This window comes from Pseudoalteromonas sp. SiA1, assembly GCF_018732205.1.
Taxonomy (GTDB): domain Bacteria; phylum Pseudomonadota; class Gammaproteobacteria; order Enterobacterales; family Alteromonadaceae; genus Pseudoalteromonas; species Pseudoalteromonas tetraodonis.
The window spans coordinates 202,379-225,634 of the sequence record NZ_CP076085.1 but is presented as its reverse complement, the minus strand read 5'-3'; the positions used below and the strand labels follow the sequence as shown (position 1 = coordinate 225,634).

20 protein-coding genes are annotated in these 23,256 nt (G+C 39.9%); 1 reads left to right on the top strand and 19 read right to left on the bottom strand.

Features of this window, described 5'->3' with window-relative positions:
* Positions 1-53: 53 nt before the first annotated feature.
* The 4 genes from KK487_RS16500 to KK487_RS16485 all read right to left on the bottom strand — a co-directional run bounded on the left by KK487_RS16500 (position 54) and on the right by KK487_RS16485 (position 1,398).
* Positions 54-572: a DUF4240 domain-containing protein gene (locus KK487_RS16500; protein WP_215522212.1), complete on the bottom strand. Its 519-nt coding sequence runs from the start codon at positions 570-572 to the stop codon at positions 54-56.
* On the bottom strand, positions 569-763 hold the full coding sequence (locus tag KK487_RS16495) for a YwbE family protein (protein WP_008468098.1): 195 nt from the start codon (positions 761-763) through the stop codon (positions 569-571). The genes KK487_RS16500 and KK487_RS16495 overlap by 4 nt, the downstream gene beginning before the upstream one ends.
* 131 nt (positions 764-894) lie before the next feature.
* The gene (locus KK487_RS16490; protein WP_024601009.1) at positions 895-1,185 is read right to left on the bottom strand and encodes a hypothetical protein; all 291 of its coding nucleotides are present in this window, start codon (positions 1,183-1,185) and stop codon (positions 895-897) included.
* 3 nt (positions 1,186-1,188) lie between these two features.
* On the bottom strand, positions 1,189-1,398 hold the full coding sequence (locus KK487_RS16485) for a hypothetical protein (protein WP_013463335.1): 210 nt from the start codon (positions 1,396-1,398) through the stop codon (positions 1,189-1,191).
* Positions 1,399-1,498: 100 nt separating this feature from the next.
* Here KK487_RS16485 and KK487_RS16480 point away from each other — a divergent pair, with 100 nt between their 5' ends.
* On the top strand, positions 1,499-2,302 hold the full coding sequence (locus KK487_RS16480) for an ion transporter (protein WP_024601010.1): 804 nt from the start codon (positions 1,499-1,501) through the stop codon (positions 2,300-2,302).
* Positions 2,303-2,334: 32 nt separating this feature from the next.
* On the opposite strand, the gene KK487_RS16475 is transcribed toward KK487_RS16480, so the two are convergent.
* From KK487_RS16475 to KK487_RS16405, 15 genes are all read right to left on the bottom strand, one after another.
* Complete coding sequence (locus KK487_RS16475) at positions 2,335-4,293, bottom strand: methyl-accepting chemotaxis protein (protein ID WP_215522211.1); 1,959 nt, start codon at positions 4,291-4,293, stop codon at positions 2,335-2,337.
* Between the two features lie 178 nt (positions 4,294-4,471).
* Complete coding sequence (locus tag KK487_RS16470) at positions 4,472-6,691, bottom strand: bifunctional diguanylate cyclase/phosphodiesterase (RefSeq protein WP_215522210.1); 2,220 nt, start codon at positions 6,689-6,691, stop codon at positions 4,472-4,474.
* Positions 6,692-7,031: 340 nt separating this feature from the next.
* On the bottom strand, positions 7,032-7,901 hold the full coding sequence (locus KK487_RS16465; protein ID WP_215522209.1) for an MBL fold metallo-hydrolase: 870 nt from the start codon (positions 7,899-7,901) through the stop codon (positions 7,032-7,034).
* A 148-nt stretch (positions 7,902-8,049) separates the two neighbouring features.
* The gene (gene asd, locus KK487_RS16460; RefSeq protein WP_028834592.1) at positions 8,050-9,189 is read right to left on the bottom strand and encodes an aspartate-semialdehyde dehydrogenase; all 1,140 of its coding nucleotides are present in this window, start codon (positions 9,187-9,189) and stop codon (positions 8,050-8,052) included.
* 202 nt (positions 9,190-9,391) lie between these two features.
* The gene (locus tag KK487_RS16455; protein WP_215522208.1) at positions 9,392-12,103 is read right to left on the bottom strand and encodes a TonB-dependent receptor domain-containing protein; all 2,712 of its coding nucleotides are present in this window, start codon (positions 12,101-12,103) and stop codon (positions 9,392-9,394) included.
* 93 nt (positions 12,104-12,196) lie between these two features.
* On the bottom strand, positions 12,197-13,798 hold the full coding sequence (locus tag KK487_RS16450) for a beta-helix domain-containing protein (protein WP_215522207.1): 1,602 nt from the start codon (positions 13,796-13,798) through the stop codon (positions 12,197-12,199).
* Between the two features lie 314 nt (positions 13,799-14,112).
* The gene (locus KK487_RS16445) at positions 14,113-15,441 is read right to left on the bottom strand and encodes a tetratricopeptide repeat protein (RefSeq protein WP_215522206.1); all 1,329 of its coding nucleotides are present in this window, start codon (positions 15,439-15,441) and stop codon (positions 14,113-14,115) included.
* Between the two features lie 37 nt (positions 15,442-15,478).
* Positions 15,479-16,084, bottom strand: a complete 606-nt coding sequence (locus KK487_RS16440) for an energy transducer TonB (RefSeq protein ID WP_008111498.1) — start codon at positions 16,082-16,084, stop codon at positions 15,479-15,481.
* A 6-nt stretch (positions 16,085-16,090) separates the two neighbouring features.
* On the bottom strand, positions 16,091-16,501 hold the full coding sequence (locus KK487_RS16435) for an ExbD/TolR family protein (protein WP_008111500.1): 411 nt from the start codon (positions 16,499-16,501) through the stop codon (positions 16,091-16,093).
* A gap of 53 nt (positions 16,502-16,554) precedes the next feature.
* Positions 16,555-17,082: a MotA/TolQ/ExbB proton channel family protein gene (locus tag KK487_RS16430; RefSeq protein WP_008111501.1), complete on the bottom strand. Its 528-nt coding sequence runs from the start codon at positions 17,080-17,082 to the stop codon at positions 16,555-16,557.
* 3 nt (positions 17,083-17,085) lie between these two features.
* Positions 17,086-18,453, bottom strand: coding sequence for a MotA/TolQ/ExbB proton channel family protein (locus tag KK487_RS16425; RefSeq protein ID WP_215522205.1), 1,368 nt, complete (start codon positions 18,451-18,453; stop codon positions 17,086-17,088).
* Positions 18,454-18,463: 10 nt separating this feature from the next.
* Positions 18,464-19,216: a DUF3450 domain-containing protein gene (locus KK487_RS16420; RefSeq protein WP_016900178.1), complete on the bottom strand. Its 753-nt coding sequence runs from the start codon at positions 19,214-19,216 to the stop codon at positions 18,464-18,466.
* 224 nt (positions 19,217-19,440) lie between these two features.
* The gene (locus KK487_RS16415) at positions 19,441-20,061 is read right to left on the bottom strand and encodes a DsbA family protein (protein WP_016900177.1); all 621 of its coding nucleotides are present in this window, start codon (positions 20,059-20,061) and stop codon (positions 19,441-19,443) included.
* Positions 20,039-21,145 (bottom strand): GGDEF domain-containing protein, encoded by a 1,107-nt coding sequence (locus KK487_RS16410; protein WP_016900176.1) that lies wholly within the window; start codon positions 21,143-21,145, stop codon positions 20,039-20,041. Before KK487_RS16410 ends, KK487_RS16415 begins: the two co-directional genes overlap by 23 nt.
* On the bottom strand, positions 21,142-23,031 hold the full coding sequence (locus KK487_RS16405) for a methyl-accepting chemotaxis protein (protein ID WP_016900175.1): 1,890 nt from the start codon (positions 23,029-23,031) through the stop codon (positions 21,142-21,144). The genes KK487_RS16410 and KK487_RS16405 overlap by 4 nt, the downstream gene beginning before the upstream one ends.
* Positions 23,032-23,256 lie beyond the last annotated feature (225 nt).

The following is a 23,256-nucleotide window of genomic DNA, read 5'->3' as shown; positions in this document are numbered from 1 at the left end:
CCACGCAGTTTTATGTTTCAAAAAGTTGTTAAGAATTATGCAATATTAACGTCTTACTGCCAATATTTTGCAAATAATTGCGGGTAATTTTGTTTTAAAAACTTAGATTTGTCTTTAAAGCGCTTACCTTTAGGTTGTTCAAGCCCTGAGGGTATAAAGGGTAACTCATCGTCATTACGTTCTTCATATAACAAACCTGCAATTAGGTCATACTCATCTAAATACGGGTAAGGTTGCTCGTTTAAAAAATAAAGTGGTGTGCACTGTGCAAGGCTATCGGGGTTTTCTAACGCTGCTTTAAATACCGCTTCACCCCGAGAAATTAGCCAACAACGAAATTCAGAAAAACCATATTCATCATTACAACCAGCCATTACAAACGCCGCACCAAATAAATCCCAAGTATAACTTTGGCGCATACAAATACTAAACTGTTTATCAAATTCAATAAGCTGCTCGTCGGATAAATCACTCAATGCAGCCTTAAGGGATTGGCATACAGACTCAGGCTCTGCGGTTCTGTCGTTTACAGTTACCAATCGCCAAAAATCAGTTAAGGTTAAATCGCTCATGCAATGATCTCTTTTACCCGACCTACTTGACCATCTTCTAACTGTACTTTAATACCGTGCGGATGATTAGGTGACTTGGTTAATAAACGCGACACAATACCATTGGTTAAAGTACCACTGCGTTGATCTTGTTTAAGCACAATATTAACCTCAGTGCCGGGTGTTATTTGTGAACGTGTTGGAACAGCCATATATAATCTCTTTTGCTATTTTTGGGGATTATAGCCTGCTTAATAAAATCACTCCATATTAAAGCTTTTAAAGGCCCTATAAATGCCTAATTCAAGCTAATGTGAAGAATAAATAAAACCCATCGTACACATTATGGCTGCTTAGAAAATGAAATGGCATTGGCTTTAATATGTATGTTCAAGCTGGCTAACGCATTACAAATAAGCTGCTCAATGTAATCAAACTGATTTTTTTGTTTAGCCTGCTCTAGTGCAATATCATCAATAAAATAACAACTTACTTTAAACTTAGAAGGTAAATTGTTTAAGTCTGCTGAATGGGTAAGAAAGCTAAAGTCCTCCACAGTATCTTTTATTTGCTCACAAGCGAGCGTTAACTGCTGACGAATACGCTTATCTAGCTGCTTTTGGGTTTTGGTCATCGTTTATTGCTGCTCGCGAGCTTGTTGTTCTTTAAATTCTTTGTAACTGTCTTGCTGTTGCTTAACACACTCATGGTATTCCTTATCTGCCATGTAGCTGCATTCACCCAACCGCGCTGATTGAATTTCATGGTAGCGGCTATCGCTGCTACATCCCGCTAACACCAATAATGCGGATAACGAAAATAGATATTTTAACTTATTATTTAACATTCAAAATTCCTACTATTTTAACGGGAAAACTACTGATCTTCGTTATTTATGCTGTATATTGCACTGGTTTTGTATTTATAACCGTTAAGGGCACGTTATGATGTTGTCGCAGTTACAAGAGCTGTTCCAGCGTATCGATAAAAGTAAACTATTTCAATCATTTGTTATTGCAGTTATTGTTGTTTCTGCATTGACCGTGGGCGCACATACTTATTCATTGCACCCAACCGCCGAACTCGTTCTACATTGGATGGATATAGGCATAACGGTATTTTTCTTAATTGAACTGATTATTCGCTATATTGCCAGCAAAGGTATCAAGGACTTTTTCTCCAAAGGTTGGAACATTTTTGACTTCATTATCGTGATCGGAAGTTTATACCCCGCGGCAGGCTCTACTATTTTTATTGCTCGACTGCTGCGTATTTTCCGCGTGTTACGATTAGTCTCAATGATCCCAGAACTGCGCTTATTAGTAAATTCGCTAATTAAAGCAATACCGCAAATGGGCTACATTGCGCTACTCATGTTCGTTATATTTTATATTTATGCCGCCACTGGCAGTATGTTGTTTGCTGATATAAATCCGGTACTTTGGGGCGATGTGTCTATTTCTATGCTCACCCTGTTTAGAATAGCCACCTTTGAAGATTGGACTGACGTCATGTACGAAACCATGGCCGTGTACAAATTAAGTTGGATTTTTTACCTAACCTTTATCTTTTTAACTGCATTTGTGTTTTTAAATATGATGGTTGGCGCTATTTTAGAAGTGATGAGTGAAGAGCATCGCAATGCACGAGAAGAGCAAGCCGATATAGACTCACTCCCTGCCACCCAAGGCCAAGTAAACGAATTAAAAGCACAACTAGCAGAATTAAAAGAACTACTTAAAAATAAGTAGCAGGGATAAAAAGGGCATGCATTTGCTTGCCCTTACACTTTAAATTTACCCACCAACCCCGTTAAAATTGACGAAAGACGATTCATTTCGTTGCCGTTTTCACTGGTGGTCACGGCAATATCACTCACCTCATCAGCCGCATTTTTAATTTCAGTAACATTGCGGTTTATATCTTCAGCTACATGTTGTTGCTCTTCAGCAGCGGTGGCTATTTGGGTATTTAAATCGCTAATATGAACGATAGATGCCGTGATCTCACTAAATTGTTGCTGCGCCGAATGCGCAAGCTCGACAGTTTTATTAGTGGTTTCTATACTGCGTTGCATATCTTTAGAAACTTTAGATGACATAGTGCGTAGTTTATCAAGCTGTGAAGCCACTTCTTCGGTTGACTCAGCGGTTCGTTGCGATAACGCGCGCACTTCGTCGGCTACCACAGCAAAGCCGCGTCCGTGCTCACCGGCACGTGCAGCTTCTATTGCAGCATTTAAGGCCAATAAGTTAGTTTGTTCTGAAATACCGCGAATAACACTGAGTATCGACATAATGTTTTCGCTTTCAGTATCTAGCTGAGTAATATCTGCTGAGGCATTGTTTATTACCTCACATAGCTGAACCACACTTTCCACAGTTTGTGTAATAACCGATTGCCCCAAGTCTGATGCTTGCTGTGTTTGAACAGCCAAATCCGCTGCATTTGCACAACTGCTAGACACTTCGTTTGCGGTGGCAGCCATTTCATTAATAGCCGTAGCTGCCATCTCTAAAGCTTGTTGCTGTTGGCTGGTGGAGCTTGTTAATTGTGCCGCTTGCGATGAGGTTTGTGATGAGGTTTTACTTACATTTTGCGCGCACTCATTAATTTGAGTTACCAGCTCGCTGATCAAGTTTAAAAATAAATTAAAGCTATTAGCCAGTTTAGCGGTTTCATCTTTGGTTTTTATTGTTAAGCGTTGGGTTAAATCACCGCCACCTTGCGATATTTCAGTTAAGCCATCACTCACTTCAACAATAGGGGCTGATATTAATTTAGAAATATAACTCGCTATAGCAACAAATACGGCAATTAATATCGCACTAATAACCAATATGGTATAAGCCATGGTATTCGCCGTGCTCATCACTTCGGCTTTCTCTACTACCCCAATAAACTTCCAGCCTAAGGTAGCAGAGGTATGAATATTAGCCATATATTGTTTACCATCTATCTCTACATCAAACAGCCCTTGGGTATTTTTAGCTAAGTCGGCGTATTTTCCCCCCTCAAGATCTGCTAAGTTTTTAAATCGGTAATCTGGGTGTTTAACATCCACCAGCACACTGCCACTATCTTCAATCAACATTAAATAACCGGTTTCGCCTAATTTAATATCGGCAATAATATCGGTAAGCCCGCCTAATGATACATCCATTCCTTGGGCGCCAATTAATTGCCCGTTATCAATAATCGCTTTAACCGTAGATACAATAACTAAATCATCAGCGGCCCAATAATAGGCATTAATTCGCGTTGTTTTACCATTAGCCGCTTTTGCTGCCATATACCAAGGGCGCTCGCGCGGATCATAATTGGCGTTTACTTTTCCCATGGGCCATTGAATATACCCCCCTTGTTCGTTCCCCATGTAGATATAAGCAAGTCCTGGGTGTGTTTGGCCAAAATGGTCAAACAAGCTATATGCAGCTTGCTCTGTTGGGCTTTGATTAGGATGGTTAAGCATCACTGAGTTGGAAGCATCCATATGGGTTTTAACATTGGTGCGTGCGTTTTTAATGGTGGTGTGGGATGCTAAATAATCAACATTTTTGGCAATTTCGGCAAAAAACATCGTAATAGCGTTGTCTACTTGGCGCGCTTCTCGCTCACTCAATTGAGAAAAATTATCGAGTGCTTGCTCCCTCGTTTGCGATATAACAATAGCAGCAATTACAAACAAAGGCAGTGCGATAGCTGATGCAAAAGACAGCTTTAATTTTTTTGATATATTCATGTAGTTACATCCCAAGAAGCTAGATAAAATATAGTCTTGGAATATGTATTGAGCAAGAAATTAGCAATTATTTAAACATCACTCATTTAGTCTTCAACCAATGTCAGCTAAGCGCCTGTTTACTGTTTGTACGGTCTTCATAAATCATGAATATCATTTAATTAATAAAGATGGGAGGTTACTTTTCAAATAGTTCACTCAAGGACTGTGGTTTATGGATAGCATAACCTTGAACGTAATCGACTCCCATTTGTTTTAAAATAGACTTAATTTGCTCGGTTTCAACAAATTCAGCAATTGTCTTCATCCCCATAATTTGACCTATTTCATTAATAGCTTTAACCATAGCATGATCTATTGGGTCACTTGCGATATCTTTAACGAAAATGCCATCAATTTTTAGGTAATCAACTTTAAGATTTTTAAGGTACCCAAACGATGATAACCCACTACCAAAATCATCAAGTGCGAAACGACATCCAAACTTTTTCAGCTTATTAATAAACTTTCCTGCAAGCTCTAAATTTGAAATAGCTGCCGTCTCTGTAATTTCAAAACAAATTTTATGACTGTTTACCCCTAGCGTTTGTAGTTGCTCAATAATAAAATCAAGAAAACTCTCATCAGTCAGCGATTGCCCTGAAAGATTAATAGAAACAAAATTAATATTTTTAAGAAAAGCAGCGTTACGAACAATTAAACTAAAGGCGTTTTTAACAACCCATCTGTCCACTTTTACAATTAAATGATAACGCTCGGCTGCGGGTAAAAATGCACCAGGCGATATAACATTATCATGCTCATCAATCATTCTTAGTAACAGTTCGTAATGTTTATTTGAATCACTGGTCAGTGGCTCAATTGCTTGCGCATACAGGCGAAAGCTGTCTTCATCAATCGCGTATTGAATGCGGTTTACCCACAGCATTTCACTTTGCCTTTGTACCAATTCTTTGTCGTTTTCATAATGTACGTGAATACGATTTCGCCCTTTATCCTTTGCAATGTAGCAGGCAACATCGGCTACTTTTAACACTTCGATAAAGTCGAGTGCTTTTTCTGTAATTTGCATTAGCCCTATACTGGCACCAATACGAAAACTTCGCCCTTCCCATATAAATTGAAAGTCCTCAATAGCGCTTTGAATAGAGAGTGTTATGCGGTGCGCATCACTAAACGAGCAATCCTCCATTAAAATAGCAAATTCATCTCCGCCAAGGCGCGCCACTATGTCTGATTGCCGAACAGCTTTTTCCAGAATAAAACTAAGTTGGCGAAGTAATTCATCACCCGCTGAGTGACCGCAAGTATCGTTTACAACTTTAAATTGATCGAGATCCATATAACATAAAGCATGAACAGGCCGGTTATGAGCAGGAACAGCAAGTAGTAGCTCTGTTCGACGTTTAAACTCTCTGCGGTTTAACAACCCCGTTAGTGAGTCATGAGTAGACTGATAACTGAGTTTTTCCTCTGATTTTTTTCGTGCTGTAATATCAATATGAGTACCGACTAAACGGGTGATCTCCCCTTCTTCACTTTCAACCATGAAAGAACGAGATAAAATATTGATATAATGGCCGTCTTTATGGCGCATTCTAAATTCGACTTCATATTTTTTTATTTTCGCATCTATAAAAGATTGGATCTGCGCAAGCGTTTGTTCTAGGTCGTCAGGGTGTAATAAGCCTTCCCAGGTTGAGAAATGATCAACCAGCTCGTCCTCTGCATAACCTAACATTGATTTCCAGCGGGGTGAGTAATACATTTTATCGTTGGCTATATCCCAATCCCATAAGCCATCATTTGCGCCTTGCATAGCTAAACTCAAACGCTCTTCATTGGCTAGCGCTTTTTCTTTTTCGAGAATAAGTTCTTTATGTTGCTGCTCTAATGAAAGAGTCATTTGCGTCAATGAGTCAGATAATATATTTATTTTACTATTTGCCTGCGTTAAATCAGTAATATCGTAAAAAATCACCAAATACATTTGCTCAAAATCGGTTAAGGGCGCACAGCTGGCAAGCACGGTTCGTTGTGCACCATTTTTGCAATGTACATCTAACTTTATAGGTTCAAAGTCGGTATTTGTTTTTTTTGCTCGCTCAGTGTTTTTTTCCCATGAACTAATCACCCATTCACGGTATTTAGGGTTTGGGTAGGCTTTGGGCCACCAATCATTTAGTGTGGGAATATCGCTAAGTTTATAACCATAAAGCCTTGTAAACATGGGGTTTACATTAATAATATTTCCATATACGTCATTTAATGCAAAAGGCAAAGGCGAGGAATTAAAAATATTTAAAAAGATATGGCTTTGGGCTGAGCTTGTTTCTAGCTCAGATATTCGAGAATGTGCGATAGCTAATTCAGACTGAAGTTGCTCAATGCTATTCATTTATGCTTCCCAAGAATATAAATATCATAAAAAACCTGTAGTCAGGTTTATGCGTAAAACTGGCGAATAAATGCAACATTTAAATAGCATTTTGCGATGAAATTATTATACAGAGTCAAACGAGTGTTTAGTTGAGCATTGATAGTAGGCATTAAAACAGATTTAAGCAACTTATCATAATTATTAGGTAGTTATACGATGTTGCAACGTAAAATTATCACGCCTATTTTACAAAAAAACCTTGCTATATTCAGGTATGAGAGATGGTTAAGCGATCATCTAGCTACAATAAATTTACTTGTGCTTATTACTCTATCAGAATAATCATTATGATATTGAACTATAATTGGTTTAAGGGAATTTTAAGGTAGCTTATGCCGTTATCTTCAGCGGGAGGTGGGTTGCCAGCTCTAATATTCATTTGAATAGCAGGTAAAATTAAGCGAGGCATAGGTAATTCTTCGTCACGGCTATCACGCATTTCAACAAACTGCTCTTTGCTTATTTTAGTCTTTACATGAATATTTGTTTCTTTTTGTTCTTTTACTGTGACCGCAAAACGGTGATTTCGCTTTTCAGTCGGGTAATCATGGCATACATAAATTGTTGCCTCATCGGGCATCGAGAGTAGTTTTTGGATTGAATCGTATAATGTTTCAGAGCTACCACCAGGAAAGTCGCACCTTGCAGTGCCTACGTCAGGCATAAAAATCGTATCACCAACAAAAATGGCCTCTTCATTTATAATGTAAACTAAGTCGGCGGGTGTATGCCCCGGTGTGTGCATCACTCGTATCGATAACTGGCCAACATTAAAACTATCTCCATCTTTTAATAGTCGGTCAAAATCAGCCCCATTGGGTAAAAATTCTTTTTCAAGATTAAATAGCGCCTTAAAGCTTTGTTGTACCGTTTTGATATGTTCACCTATGGCGATTTTAGCACCAAAGTGTTTTTTAAAATAAGGAGCTGCAGAGATATGATCGGCATGAGCATGTGTTTCGAGAACCCACTCTAATGAAAGAGAATGGCTTTGGAGGTACTCGCCGATTTTTTTGGCGCCTGATTCACAGCTGCGACCTGATTTATAATCAAAATTTAAAACGGGATCAATCAAGATTGCTTGCTGAGAGTTACTATCAGAAACAACATAACTAAAGGTTTCGCTATCGTCATCAAGAAATGCGTGAACATGAAATTTACTGTGCATAATATTCTCCAATAAGTCTGAACTCATCACTTGAATTAATAAAAATGACCGGAAGCAGTAATATAAACGTTGGTAAAGGCTATGGAGATATTAGCGATTTAATTATTAAATAAAAAGGGCTAGCCAATGCTAACCCTCAAAGTAAATATTATTTATTATCAACAATAATACGTAACATACGGCGCAGTGGCTCTGCTGCGCCCCATAAAAGCTGATCGCCTACGGTAAAGGCACTGATATATTTTGGCCCCATGGCGAGTTTGCGAATACGGCCAACAGGTATACTTAACGTACCGGTTACTTTAACTGGGGTTAAGTCGGTACTGGTAATGTCACGCTCATTAGGAATTACTTTAACCCACTCATTGTGCGAGGCTAAAATTTCTTCTATTTTTTCTACGCTAATGTCTTCACGTAATTTAATGGTCATCGCTTGGCTATGACAACGCATTGCACCAATGCGTACACATAAACCATCAATAGGCACAGGTTGTTTAGATGAGCCTAAGATTTTGTTGGCTTCAACTTGCGCTTTCCACTCTTCTTTTGATTGACCGCTTGGCATAGGCACATCAATCCATGGGATTAAGCTACCCGCCAGTGGCACACCAAACTGGTCTTGTGGCAAATCGCTTGATGCCATTTTTTCGCTGACTATTTTATCAATTTCTAAAATAGCTGAACTTGGGTTATCTAGTTGCTGTGCAACACTTGCATGAATAGCCCCCATTTGAGCTATGAGTTCTTTCATATTTCGCGCACCGGCGCCCGATGCTGCTTGGTAAGTCATTGGGCTTACCCATTCAATTAGGTCTTGCTCAAATAAACCACCCAGCGCTAGTAGCATAAGTGAAACCGTGCAGTTACCACCTACAAAGGTTTTAACGCCTTGCTCTAGCCCTTGTTCAATGACATCTTTGTTAACTGGGTCAAGTACGATAATACTGTCGTCACTCATACGCAGTGCAGAGGCTGCATCTATCCAATAGCCATCCCAACCTGATTCACGTAATTTTGGATACACCGCATTGGTATAATCGCCACCCTGACAGGTAACAATAATGTCCATTTTTGCAAGCTCAGAAATATCGCTGGCATCTAAAAGCGGTTTAGCTGCACCCGCTAACTCAGGGCCAAGCTGACCTGCTTGTGAGGTGGTGAAAAAGGTGGTGTCGATATGTGCAAAATCATGTTGTTGTTCCATTCGCTCTAGTAACACTGAGCCTACCATGCCGCGCCATCCGACTAATCCTACTTTTTTCATTGTTTGTTCCACTGTTTGATTCATAAAAGGAGCCTATACATTAAAAATTAAAAATTCATTGCGTGAGATTTAATTTTTACAGCCCTAAGCTAACACCACCAGCACGCTAAAACTAGTCAATAAACTGTAACTTAAATATTTTTCATACACATAAAAAAGCCCTGTATAAAATACAGGGCTAATGAGTAGTTAGGCGTTGTTATAAATCCTATCCTTGGGCTTTTACTTAAAACTCGTAACTATAACTAATATCAAAGTTCATACCGACTTCTTTAGAGCGAACAATAATATCTGATTGCGATACTTCCTGATCTTCATTAAGTAGGTTTTTAACTTTAAACTTCACCTTAGAGTTAAAGTCAGGGTAAAAGGTATAAACTAAATCAAGTGAATGGAATGGCTGCTCATAAGCATCATCTCGACTCGCAACACCTGCTGCTAAAATACGTTCACCAAATACGTTATAAACCAAAGAACTACTGTGCATTCCGTCGAGTGAATCGTAGTTAAGTTGTAAATTAACTACGTACTCTGAGTGACCCGTCATACGTTTTTTAGGGTTAGTTAAGGTGCCCGCAAGCGCAGGATCGATAGACGCTTCTGAATCACTCAAAGTTATATTACCACTGGTAAATAACCCTTCAGATAAAAACGTAAGATCTTGCAACCATTCAGCTTCTATACCGTAGACCTCAGCGGTTTCACCATTGATAAATGAGGCTGAATAGTCTTCATCGCCAATATTTAGAACCGTTTCAATGGGTGAAGTAATATCTTTGTAAAAGGCAGCCACACTAAACGAATTACCGGCTTCACCGTAATATTCATAACGTAGGTCATAGTTTTTAATTGGGCTACTTTTAAGCCCTGTACGGCCAAATGTTCTAATATCGGTAAGTGGGTCAAAGTAAGTAACCGGTACCACTTCACGAAAATCCGGACGAACTACCGTTTCACCATAGCCTGCACGTATTTGGTAGTTATCAGCGCCTACATAGGTGACAGAAAGCGCAGGGTACCAATCGTCGGAAACAATAGAGCCTGCTTGAATTTTTTCAGGGTCGTAGAAAATATTTAAGTCATCTTGATCAAATATTAGGCTAGATGTACCAATAGACGTTTGTTTAAATTGTTCATAGCGTACACCACCGCTAATGCGTAGCCATTGATCATAAAACACATCAAACGAGGCATAACCCGCATCTACTTTTTGTCCTGCTAGGTAATCATCCGCATCAGGAGCTGTTGGTTCGTTAAAATCAACCAGTATCGCGTTATTATTAATAAATTCATCGCTTAGATACCCGCTATTATTTAGCGCATTATCACTGCCATCATTTATAGTGATACCAGCACCACCACTGTTATTAATAGCAAAACTTGAGGTATTAAAAATACGCGCTCTGTCTGAAAAGTCATACCCTACTTTAAATTCAACATCCATGCTGTCAAAGCTAAGCGGTAAGTTTAAATTACCACTGTAAGACTTAACTCGTTCTTCCATGTTGGTGTATGACATAATCACACGATTATCATCACCCGTGATTTGAGAACCTACATACGACCCGTCGGTGTTGTACTCATCGCGAAATTCAAAATCAGCATTCGTCGGAATATCCGTTGTTGCCTTCGCTTCGGTATACTGCCAATCAGCGCCAATCCCCATGTAATCTAAAAAGGTGTGCTGACCAATAAACTGGGTAATATTGAGTTGTCGCTCTTCGTAGTTAAAAGTATGGTTACGATTAGCAACGCCATCCCCTGCAATACTAAATGTTGAACTACCCGCTGGACTTTGCGAAATAGCAATTTCAGACTCATCTTCATTATCAATAATGTATAGCTGCTGCGCTGATATACTGTGAGTACCTAAGGTATAGCCTAAACTAAATGACGCATTATAACGCTCGTTTTCTGTGGTCACTTGGGAATTTTTTACAGTATTAAAACATGAATTTGCGACATCATCTGCAGTATTTAGCGCTGTCGTACAGTCAATTTTACCGTCTTCATTTTTTAAATCTTGGCTTATCACTGAGCTAAATCGGTCTTCAAAATCCCACTCATTTTTATAAGCGCCAGAAAGCATAAAGCCTAACTTGCCGCCAAAGTAAGATTCGCTAAAGCTATCACCGTAATGGGCTTTAATATTGTATTGTGGATCGAGAGAGTCTTCTTTTAACTCATAACCACGCGGTAACGACTTAAGCAATTCGTTATTAATCGCAGTCGCTTGCTCTGCACGCGTTGTGTCACCATCGACTAAGCCATCGCGTTCTACTATGTTGCCAATACCAAAATCACCTCGGTATTGTGTTATTGCAGATGATAACGCATCAGGTAGTCCGCTTTCTTTACGGTTGTAAGTAAAGCCGTCACTTGCAGCAGTGTTATAACCAACACCCGCCTCTACTCCCGCTGTAAACTCGTTCGGTGCAGTTTTGGTTCTAATGTCAATATTACCGCCACCAAACGCGGCGGGCATATTTGGTGAGTAAGCTTTTTGTACTGCCATGCTTGAAATTATACTAGCGGGAAAAATATCAAGCGGGATCACATTGCGAGTTAGATCGGGGCTGGGTATGTACGCGCCATTTAAACGTGCGCTCGAATAACGTTCACCTAAACCACGCACATAAATGAACTTGCCATCAACGAGGGTCAAACCGGTTACACGCCTAAGGGCAGAAGCGGCATCGCTATCGCCAGTACGTGCTAATTGCTCTGAGCCTAAAATATCGGCTACAAAGGCTTGATTTTTTCGCTCTTCAACCACAGCAGCAGCACTGCCTTGTAAGCGCGTACCTACTGCCACTACTTCTTCTATTTCTTGGGCTACATCAACATCATTTTGCGCAGCAAATAGGCTTACAGATTGGGCACACAGCCCTAAACCAATCGCCCATGTAATTTGATTAAGTCTATGCTTTTTAGACATAAGATACATCCTGATCAGATTATACAAAAGAGGCGCCAAACGCTTATTATGCAAGCTCCAAGGCGCCTTCAGAAGTTTATAAATAGTGCTAAATTAGTCTGCGTTAGCCGCGGCTACTGCTGCTTCAACCCATTTATACCAATTTGACGTTGTATCCTGGTCCGATACGGCACCGATGTAATTTACCGATTCAAAGAACGAATCTGTTGTACTTAAATCAGTGGCTGTAACGCTCACATCTGTAGAAGCCGTATTAGTAGCAAAACCATTAGCAGCAAGTACAGAGACATCATCTGTTAAAATTTCACTCGCACCGCCATTTTCAAACCATGCTGTTTTAGTTTGTCCTGCAAGCGGACCACCAGCAAAGGTATCGGTATTAGCGAAATTATTTGAACATGCCATTACTGAGCTAGTAAAAGAAATGTTATCGGCTTGCTTTTCACCATCACCCGAGAATTCGATACATTGTGTATTAACTGCGTTTTTCTTAACAATTAACGCGTTATAAATGCTTGAATTAAATTGATCATCAAACTTGTAGGCTTGTGAAGGGTCATCATCACGAACTGAATTGCCATCAGTAGTAATCACAGTCACATTAGCAACCATCGGGTTTGAAGGTGACACTTGAGAAGAAGATGAACCTTTAACGCCGTCAGACTCAAAACCATTATTACCCATATTAACCACAGAACCATCGTTAAGCGTTACCGTACCGTGTTGAACAAATAAGTACTGCGCCTTACCTTGCCAACCGGCATCAAAGTCAAACGAATCATCTTGAGTATCTGTTACTGCAATATGCTTAAGCGTGGTTGCACCACCAAAGATTTCAATACCGTCATCAAAGCCTTGGTGAATATGAATGTAATCAAACTCAGAGCCTGAACCAACAGCATTAAGTGTTAATGAATTTAAATCATCGCCTTCACCACCTACGCGAGGACCAGAGCCTGCATACCATACTTTAGCCCATTTAATATTACCGCTTGAATCGCTATTATCGTTACCACCAAAGTAGCTTGTTATACCTTCAGAGGCTACGTTACATGTACCGCCATCACGCTCTGCATCTGTACATTGGTCAGTAATACCTTGACCATTAATGATAATGCCACCCCAGTCGGCATAACGTGCACCTTCACCAGCTGTATCAAAACGGTCAAAGGCATTAGCTGAGGTAAATACTACTGGCTTTTCTGCTGTACCCACGGCTTGAATTTTTGCACCACGTGCAATACGTAAAATCGCTTCACCTGATTGAAACGCAAGCGTTGCGCCAGGCTCTACAGTCATAGTTGGGCCATTAGTTGGAATAGAAAAGCCATCAACTGTGTTGCCATCTTCACCAATTTGCAGGGCATCAGCAAATACATGTACACCACCGCCAGGTAACTCTTTAAATGTAATGTTGTTAGTAATTGAAATAGTTTTACTTGAAAATGAATCGTTGTATAAGCAATCTATACCACTGACCACACCTGTTACAGTGCCTGCATCTGATTCATAGCTTGCACATACAGCCTCATCATCAGTTGTTGAACCGGTGTTGTTATTAGAATTATTAACACTGTTGTCTGTACTGGTGCTGTTATCATTAACGGTTGGTGTAATTTCTATATCACCACCACAACCAGCAAGTGTCATTGCTGTAGCCACTAAGCTGATTTTGAATAAGCCAGATAATTTCATTGTTCACTCCGTAAAAGTATTTAATTATTGTGTTAGCGCATTAAGTAATAACTTAAGTCACTTTAAGGCACGATACTCATGCATTAAGGTCACTTGAGTTATCGAATACGAAGTACAATACGGGAGTGATATGACAATGAAGTTACACTTTAATAAACATAAAATGACAATGTTAATTAATTAAAAATCAATTAGTTATTTTAAAAATGCAAGCAAAAAAACCACACTAACCGAATGTTAGTGTGGTTTGAGTAGTGCAATTATGAAATGGTTTTTAGTGCGTCAATTAAGAACTAATAATCGCACTATAAAAATTAAAGCAGTGCTGTTTTTAATGTTTGCGCATGCACTTTTTCTCGTTTTACATATTTGATCCATTGCTGGGCTAAACGTTGCGACTTTTTGTGCTTTTCGGCTTGTTCAAACGCAAGGATAGACGCATCAAAATTTTGTAAATTGTATTGCGCCATCCCTAAAGCAACAAACGCATTTGATTCAAAATCAAGGCCGCCTTTATCCAGTGCCATTCGCGCTGCATCGGCAGCTTCGTCATACTGCTCTGTGTTTACATACACTTCAGCCAAGCGCTGATCGTATTTACCATGCTCTGAACGCTCTGCGGCTTTGGTAAAGTAACTTATCGACTTAGTATCTTCTTTGGCTTGTACCATGGCCTCGGCTACAAACGCATAATTTTTAGCTGTTGGTTCAGCAATCCCCTGCTCTATTGCTTTACTCATTACACTGGCCGCTTTATAAGCAAGTTGATTGTATAAATACACCTGCGCAAGCTGCCTGAGGTCAGATTTAGAGGTTAAAAAGCCTTGCTGGTAAGCAGCCTCTAAAACACTGAGCTGCTTTTTTTCTTGCCCAGTTTCACCATACATACCGGCTAATTGGACCCAATACTCAGGTTTATTGTAAAGCTTTACCATACGCTCAAGTACGCTCACTACTTTATCGGTTTGGTTAAGTGAGTAATACATAGCGCGTTGCAGTACCAGCCAGTTTTCTTTGGGTACTTTGCCTTCGCTATCACTTAAGTTAATGGCTTGCGTAATGTAACTCAGGCCTTGCTCATAGTCTTTTAATTGATAGTAGGTTTGCGCTCTTAATAAATAATACGCATCAGTTTTAGGCTTTGTATTAATGGCATCCCATTTGTCTAAAAATGCAATCACCTTTTTATAGTCACTGTTAGCCATTGCAAGCTGAGCTAAACTGAATGTCGTGCTCAAACGCAATGTTTCTGGAATGCCATCTTCTGCAATCACTTTTTCAAATGAGGCAATCGCTTTTACAAGGTCGTTTTCATTGTAATAAATAAACCCATAAAAGTTATGCATCATCGCAATTTCATAAGAGTTCATACTTGATGAGCGCGCTTGTATGCTGTCAAGCGCAGCCAAGCCCGCTTTACTGTCGCCATCATCCGCAAGTTTTTGGGCGCGAGCTAATTGGCTGTATACTTTTTCACGCAGTGCGGGCACTCGTGTTGTTTTTTGCTGTTCAGCGGCCTGTACTGTCGCCAAATTTACACCCGGAAGTACACTTAATGCACTTGGTGTAACAACGCTGGCACTGATTGCAACAGTGCACAACATACTCAGCTTTAATAGCTTGGTTGTTAGTTTTAATTTCATAATTGCCTCACGTTCACTCTTTGCTTACTTAACAGAATTAACCATTAATTTGAAAAGAAATTTTATTTTGCACACCGGCTACTTCAACGGCTTCACCATTAACCACGCGCGGTTTATATTTAAATTTAAGGGCCGCATCCATCGCTGCTCTGTCAAACAATGACTCTGGCTCGGCTTTAATAACTTGCGGCTCTTTAACCGTGCCTTGCTTTGTCACTGTAAATTCAACAATGACATAGCCTTCAATGCCACGCGATAACGCACGCCTTGGGTATACTGGTGCCACTTTTACTATGGGTAAATACTCACCATCACTGGTTTCTAACGCTAATCCACCCGCTAGATTTACATCCGCATCGACATTGGCAGCAAAATCAAAGTTGTTGCTGGCTGCGTTGTTATCGCTACTTTGCATTTGTGGCGATTCCATTGGCGGTGGTGGCTCTTTAGGTGTTGGTGGCTTTTGTGGTTTTCGCTCCTTTTTTTGTACCGTTTCTTCTTTTTTCAAACGGACAAAATCTAACACATTCCCTTTGGCAGGCTCCGTCATGGCGCCTTCACCACCGGTGATCAATGCCTGCATACCTAAAAACAGCATAAAGGTCACCACACCCGCTATAATTAACGCAAGTACATAACGCATCACTCGTTACCCTTCTTGAGCCGCTATTGAAACATCAAATACACCCGCTGCACGCGAGGCATCCATGACTTTTATCAAGGTTTCTGTGGTGGCTTTTTTATCGGCTTGAATAACTACACTGCCTTGTGGATTTTCAGCTTTTAAGCGCTCAATGTTGGCTTGTACAGCGCGTACATCAATTTGACGTTTATTGATCCAAATTTCGCCTTGATCTGAAATGGCCACTAATATGTTAGCCCGCTCTTTTTTTACTGCGGTTGCCGCTTCTGGACGGTTTACATCAATACCCGCTTCTTTAACAAACGAGGCTGTCACGATAAAGAAAATAAGCATAATAAATACAACATCCAGCATAGGGGTCATGTTTATTTCTTCTGCTTCGTCTTCTTGGAATAAATTACCTAATGGGGCTCTCATGTTATTTCTCCTAGAATAAGCGGTGATTATGTTCACCGCTTTTCAATAATTATTTAGTGGTCTAACACCATAGTGTCTTGCAACAATTCAACTTCACGCTTTGCTTTTCGTTGTAAATAGGTTGAGGCAAACACCCCAGATAACGCACCGACCATTCCTGCCATTGTCGGTATGGTTGCTTTTGACACACCTGATGCCATAGAGCGTGCACTGCCTGTACCTGTAATGGCCATTACATCAAAGACTTCTATCATCCCTGTAACTGTGCCAAGCAACCCTAATAGTGGACACAGCGCTACCATCACATTAATCAGCGGTAAGTTTGCGTTTAATCGCATACTAGCGCGTGACACCATGGCTTGACGTATTTGCTCTGCGTTCCAGCTGTTGCGTTCACTGCGCGTTTTCCAGGTGTTTTTAACGTCTTTTTTGTAGTGCCGATAGCCATTAAAAAAGTACATAAATCGCTCGAGTATCAATAACCACATCGCGAAAATTAACACGGCAATGACCAAGAGCACTTGGCCACCCGTGTCGAGAAAATCACGGATAGCATTGATTGAATCAATCAATAGCACCATGGTTTAGGCTCCTTTCTCGCTTCGCTCGGCAATAATACCTGCACTTTGTTCTTGCAAAATAAGCAGTAAACCTTTTGAGCGAGTATTCAATAAGGTGTATAAAAACACCGTTGGAATGGCAACCACAAGGCCTAATACCGTAGTAACCAGGGCTTGCGAAATACCGCCCGCCATTAGTTTAGGGTCGCCAGTACCAAATAAAGTAATTGCTTGGAAGGTATTAATCATCCCGGTTACCGTACCGAGCAAGCCAAGTAATGGCGCTACCACAGAGATAATTTTAATAAGCGTTAAATTACGGGTGATTTTTGGCATTTCGCGTAAAATGGCTTCGCTTAACTTAAGTTCAAGTGTGTCGTAGGCCACATTTGGGTATTGATCTTTCACTTTCATGACGCGCCCTAACGGGTTGTCATCACGGGCTGTATCGTCTTTTAATTGACGACGGATTTTTCCACCCATCAGCATGAGCGATACAAAACGCTCTAGCGCAATTAATAACGCTAATAAACCAACGCCTAAAATAACGTAACCGACCGCACCACCTTGATGAACTTGCTCGCTGGTATCAGGGGCTTGTACTAACAAACCTAAAATTGAGCCGCCTGTTGGGTCAAGCGCAAACGGTACAACACCCGTGTTTGCTTGCTGCAAATCAGCCGCGGTCGCAGTAAAGCGGCTGCTTGGTTGGCGAGTAAGTTGGCTAATGGTATTGGTGGCCGGTGTATACTCTAGGTACTGACCGTCACTAATAAGGTTAAATGCACCCACACGTACCACTTCTTTTTGTACTTTATTGCCACCGTCAACAATTACATCAGTATTGAAGCGGCTTACTTTTCCTTGTTCGGTCATTTCGCGTTGTAGCTCAAACCAAACCTTTTCTATATCTTCAATAGACGCAAGCTTTGAAGTTGAACCCATTTTTTGCGCCAATTCGTCCATAAAAGTACTACGCCCAGGTAACTGTGCCGATACCACAGAGGTAGCAAACTTGTTACTTGAATCGCCAGCAACTTGTTGTAGTACACCAAATAGCTCTTTTAATGAACCCATACGCTTTGATAAGGTATCAGTTAGATTAGCCAATTTAATTTCGTTTTCTTCAAATTGCGTCTCTAAACGCTCTGACTCGCTAAGCATTTGGTTACGTTTAGCTTGGGTGTTTTTAAGCATTTGCACTTGTTCATTTTGGCGTGCTGCAAATTCTTGTTCACGTTGTTTATTTTGCTCTGATTGCGCTGATTTACCCTGCTCTAAGGTTTTTAATAAGACATCTAAATTCATCGGCTCAGCGGCAATACTGGTGCCCACAAAGCTTAAGCTGGCTGCAAACACGGCCATTTTTGTCATTTTCGTTAATAATTTCATGGTAAACCTCTTATTCTGCAGCGTGAATTGGCAGTGTTAACATATCGGGGGCAAGTTGTTTGCGAGCAATGCGAAGCCCTTTATTAATTTGGCTTATGGTTGAATCTGGTAGCGCAACAAACGACTGTGACTGCTGATCCCAACTACCTGCTTGTTTACCATCGCGGGTGAGGTAAATTAGCTCTAAACGACCAATGCGTAGAAAGTCGACTTCGCGTTCTTTATTATCCACATCAAGTAATGCGGTATACGCCTCAATAGTGCGTCCGTAGTCAACCTCAACTTGGTAAGCTTCTAAAACACGACGAAATTTTTCACTTGATGAAATATCAGCACGCGCCATCATTGCATTTAATGATTCAAGGCGCTGCTTACGCTCTTGCTTTAAAAACGGCACATCTAAGGCAACAAACTGTTCAAGCCCGGTGATCATACGAAGCATTAAAGGGGTTATTTGGCGTTCAATTATCGATACTTGATCCATCGATAAATTAATCGACTCCATCTCTTCTATTTGATTATTTAACTGTTTGGTAAGCTGTGCGTTATAAACGGCTAGGCCATCTATTTCTTTATTTAGGGTTTTAAATTGCTGTAAACGCCCTTGCATTGAATCTGCAATCTTGTCTATTTTTGTTTGTGATTGCGCAGCTAAATTATTAATTTCGCTGCTTTTATCAATTACCGTGTTTAAATCATTGGCGTGGACTGCTGCACTTGCGGCTACAATACCAGCTAAAATTAATGGTTTAACGCCTTTCATCGTATACACCTTTGCTCGTTAATTAGCGGATTTGCTAGTGTTTATTAATCGCTTTAGCTCGTTTATAAAAAAACAATTTAAAGCGAGATAGTTTCAATGAGCGAAAGTGTATAGATTAAAAATGACAAGCGTGTTGCGTAAAAAAGTCGCTTTTATGACAATGGTAATAAATTAGCCTTATTGGCCTATTTTACAATTCAGGGATGAAAATAGTGGGATTAAGTTTACAAGTAAGATTGTATTTCAATCAGGGTTTGTCGCCAATCTGTGTAGTTAATAGCTATAGGGTAAGCGCGATTGTTATGTATTAATACTAACGACGGAAAACCTTGAATAGGTAAACTGCGAACATAGTTAAGCTCATCATCAAAGCGACGCTTAAGCTCATTAGAGTGTAACTGTTGAGCAAATAAACGGGGATCTAAACCAATTTTTTCGCTCAGTTTAATTAAAACCGCTTCATCCGATGGGTTTTGTGCCTGTAAATAATATGCCTGCTGTATTGCCGCTATCATCTGTGGTTCTTTGTTGAAGCTGCGGGCAATTAAAGCGGCCCTGCAAGAGGGATAGGTAGAACGGCGAGGTTGGCAGTCTCGCCAAAAATCAAAGTTAAACTCTGTGCCTAACTGGCTACTAATTTTTTGCCATATGGCTTGTAGTTGCAACTGCATATCCTGACTCATTGGCAAGTCAGTATCTACAGCTAAGCCACCCACTCTGTATTCAATGGGAAGTTTGTTTACCAAGGCAGCCTCAAGCGCATGCCATGTAGGTTTATAACCCCAGCACCAGCTACACATAGGGTCGTGTACATATATTAATTTACTCTGAGGCGTGCTGATCATGTACAGATACCACCTTATTTCTACCTTGCGCCTTAGCGCTGTATAAATACTGATCCGCTTGCTTTAACGCATTATTATAATCATCTACACTGTTAGCCTGAGCAATACCCATACTACACGTTAATGATACTCGCTGATGTTTGTCGGTTAGCATCACATGGTTTTGCACACATTCTCTAAAACGGTTGGCCAAAATGCTGGCCTCAAGGGTTGTTTGTTGCGGTAAAATAACCACAAACTCTTCGCCGCCATAACGTGCTTTAAGCGCTGTTGCAGGAAACTGAGACTCTAATAACTTAGTAAATTCAATTAAAACCGTATCACCAAAATCATGTCCGTAGGTGTCGTTTAATTGTTTAAACTTATCTAAATCAATGAGTAAAATAGACAGCGGCAAATAATGTTCTGGCCTTGAAGCAGCGAGCTTTAAAAAATGTGAGGTAATAAAGCGACGATTAGGCGCCCCGGTAAGCTGATCGGTATGAGCATGCTGTTTTTGCTCTAAGGTGATATCAGCAATTGCTAAATGACTGCGGTGACGAAAGTATTCACCTATAAACGAAAACACTAACACCAGCGAAAATGCAGCAACAAAACGGGTCTTTTCTACCGCGCCATAAATAACTTGCCCCATATCAGGGCCATACAACATAACAATACAGCTCAATAACATGGCACTGCTCAACCAGGCGCCAAACTTCACACCCAGTATGGCAAATACAGCAACGGGATAAAACATTAGCCAATATAAAGCAGTGTTTTCTTTACCACCGGTGTATACCAAAGCTAAGCACATCACAAATACAATCACTAATGTGATGAGGGCGATTGCATCAATCTGCTTTGTTTTCATAAAATAAATAATACACCCAACAATCGTTACGTTAACCACAATTAACGCAATAGTAAGGATTGGTGCATACACGTGATGATTGGCAATTACTAAATAGGTAATTAACACCAAGGCAATCGCTATCATGGTAAATAACGAAAATACTTGGCGTTGTTTATCAAAGCTATAAACGCTGTCAATATTGATTAAATTGAGCCAGCTTGGCTTATTTATTTTTGTTTTACTGATCATACTTTGAATTTTTTAACCATGCGCTCTAAGTCACTAAATTGATGCTTAAGTTTGGTACACTCTTCCAAAGTAAGATTCAGGTTTGATTGGCCTTGAATCGATAAGTCGCTGATAACGTGAATATCGCTATGTAATGACTTAACCACTTGGTTTTGCTCATCCGTAGCATTAGCGACACTATGATTGGCGTCGGTTATTTGCTTAATCGCACTAATTATTTGTTTCATTACATCGCCAACCGCATCCGCTTGCTGAACACTTTTTTCACTTTCTTCTAAACTGGTTTTCATAAGTTCAACGGCAGAGCTTGAACCTTTTTGTAATTCAATGACGGTGTTTTCTATTTCTTGGGTTGATTGCTGAGTACGCTGTGCTAGTTGCCTTACTTCATCGGCAACAACCGCAAATCCTCTTCCTGCTTCGCCAGCACGAGCCGCTTCTATCGCCGCATTTAAAGCCAGCAAATTGGTTTGCTCACTCACCCCTTTTATTACTGCCAATACATTTCCTATATTAGCGGTATGCGAGTCTAAACTATTTATGGTTTCTTGCGCTTGCTCTATATTTTGTGACAGTTGATGAATACTTGAAACGTTGTTTGTGAGGGTCTGTTGATTTTTAGCACAGTATTGATCTGCATCTTTGGCAAGCGTCGAGGCATTACTGGCGCTGGTTGAAATTTCTGTTGAGGTAGCCGAAAACTGATTAATTGCCGACGCCACACTGTTGGTGCGCTCACTTTGGTCATCATACATAGTTAATGTTGAGTCTGTCTGCGTAACCAATTTAGCAACTGCCGTTTCCAGTAACTGCGTTGAAGATTTAACCTGAATTATTGAATTTTGGATTTTTTCTATAAAAATATTAAACGAATTGCTCAATTGACCAAATTCGTCATCGTTTTCTACGCTTAACCGACAGGTTAAATCGCCCTCACCCTGCGCTATATCTCTAATGGCATCATTGAGACGATACATAGGGCGCATCAAATAACGCAGTAAAAATTCCAGTGACGCAACAATCACTAAAATACCAATAATTAAAAATACAATTGCCTTTTGCCCAAACGAAGAAACACTTGAATACGCTTTATCTTTATTAACTACTACACCTAAATACCAATCAACGTTTTCAATACCACGAATTTTAGTAAAGGATACCAGCGAGGTTTCACCTGCTACTTGATACTCGGTGAATTCTCTTGCTAACGGTGCATTTTTACCAATTAAGTCAGCGACTGTTTTTGAATTTAATTTGCTATCAGGGTGACTCAATATTTGCCCTTTATTATCAAGCAAAAAACCATAACCGAGTCCTAAAAAATCAATATCTCCAATAATTTCAGCGATGGTTTGCATATCAATATCTGCCCCCGCTACCCCTTTAAATTGACCATTACTATTAATAGGGGCAACGGCTGAAATTGTCAGTTCGTTGGTCGTTACATCGATATAAGGCGTTGTAAAAGCCGTTGTTGTTTTATTTTCTACTAATTTATACCAAGGGCGACTTGTCGCATCAAAATCGCTGGGGAGTACAACACTTTGATCATTTAAAATAAATGTACCCGATGATTTACCTATGTAGGTATTTTTAAAATCCCCCGCAAGCTCAGCGGTATTTAATTGCGAAAGCGTTAAAGACTTGGCATCGTCATCTTGGTATGTTTTTGCGATAGAGATCACAATCGCTAATTTATTATTTAGCCAGCTTGCAATATTTTTAGAGACAGACTCAGAGTTTTGCTCTAGTACCAGCGATAACTGCTCTTGAGTTTGATGCCGCATTGAAAAATAATTATTTATGGTGAAAACACCTAACACTAAAACCAACACTAATGATGCAGCAATGGTGATTTTGGAGGTGAATTTAAGCGAGCTAAACATAAGTACCTTAAGTATTAATCATTATTATCAGTGTCTTTTTAACAAATTTTTAACTGAATGTCTTAGCAAATATGATTTCAATGAAATTAAAGAACAAAAATAATAATAAATAACTAGTTCTTTCAAGGATGACTTTGCCACAGTGCGTTTAATTTTTAGACTAGCAGAGCTAGATAAATAAGTGTTTAAAAGCACTATGGGGATAAATTTTATCCCCATAGTAAC

Coding starts and splice junctions, on each gene's coding strand:
- KK487_RS16500 (WP_215522212.1), bottom strand. CDS start 572: ATGAGCGATTTAACCTTAACTGATTTTTGGCGATTGGTAACTGTAAAC.
- KK487_RS16495 (WP_008468098.1), bottom strand. CDS start 763: ATGGCTGTTCCAACACGTTCACAAATAACACCCGGCACTGAGGTTAAT.
- KK487_RS16490 (WP_024601009.1), bottom strand. CDS start 1,185: ATGACCAAAACCCAAAAGCAGCTAGATAAGCGTATTCGTCAGCAGTTA.
- KK487_RS16485 (WP_013463335.1), bottom strand. CDS start 1,398: ATGTTAAATAATAAGTTAAAATATCTATTTTCGTTATCCGCATTATTG.
- KK487_RS16480 (WP_024601010.1), top strand. CDS start 1,499: ATGTTGTCGCAGTTACAAGAGCTGTTCCAGCGTATCGATAAAAGTAAA.
- KK487_RS16475 (WP_215522211.1), bottom strand. CDS start 4,293: ATGAATATATCAAAAAAATTAAAGCTGTCTTTTGCATCAGCTATCGCA.
- KK487_RS16470 (WP_215522210.1), bottom strand. CDS start 6,691: ATGAATAGCATTGAGCAACTTCAGTCTGAATTAGCTATCGCACATTCT.
- KK487_RS16465 (WP_215522209.1), bottom strand. CDS start 7,901: ATGCACAGTAAATTTCATGTTCACGCATTTCTTGATGACGATAGCGAA.
- asd (WP_028834592.1), bottom strand. CDS start 9,189: ATGAATCAAACAGTGGAACAAACAATGAAAAAAGTAGGATTAGTCGGA.
- KK487_RS16455 (WP_215522208.1), bottom strand. CDS start 12,103: ATGTCTAAAAAGCATAGACTTAATCAAATTACATGGGCGATTGGTTTA.
- KK487_RS16450 (WP_215522207.1), bottom strand. CDS start 13,798: ATGAAATTATCTGGCTTATTCAAAATCAGCTTAGTGGCTACAGCAATG.
- KK487_RS16445 (WP_215522206.1), bottom strand. CDS start 15,441: ATGAAATTAAAACTAACAACCAAGCTATTAAAGCTGAGTATGTTGTGC.
- KK487_RS16440 (WP_008111498.1), bottom strand. CDS start 16,084: ATGCGTTATGTACTTGCGTTAATTATAGCGGGTGTGGTGACCTTTATG.
- KK487_RS16435 (WP_008111500.1), bottom strand. CDS start 16,501: ATGAGAGCCCCATTAGGTAATTTATTCCAAGAAGACGAAGCAGAAGAA.
- KK487_RS16430 (WP_008111501.1), bottom strand. CDS start 17,082: ATGGTGCTATTGATTGATTCAATCAATGCTATCCGTGATTTTCTCGAC.
- KK487_RS16425 (WP_215522205.1), bottom strand. CDS start 18,453: ATGAAATTATTAACGAAAATGACAAAAATGGCCGTGTTTGCAGCCAGC.
- KK487_RS16420 (WP_016900178.1), bottom strand. CDS start 19,216: ATGAAAGGCGTTAAACCATTAATTTTAGCTGGTATTGTAGCCGCAAGT.
- KK487_RS16415 (WP_016900177.1), bottom strand. CDS start 20,061: ATGATCAGCACGCCTCAGAGTAAATTAATATATGTACACGACCCTATG.
- KK487_RS16410 (WP_016900176.1), bottom strand. CDS start 21,145: ATGATCAGTAAAACAAAAATAAATAAGCCAAGCTGGCTCAATTTAATC.
- KK487_RS16405 (WP_016900175.1), bottom strand. CDS start 23,031: ATGTTTAGCTCGCTTAAATTCACCTCCAAAATCACCATTGCTGCATCA.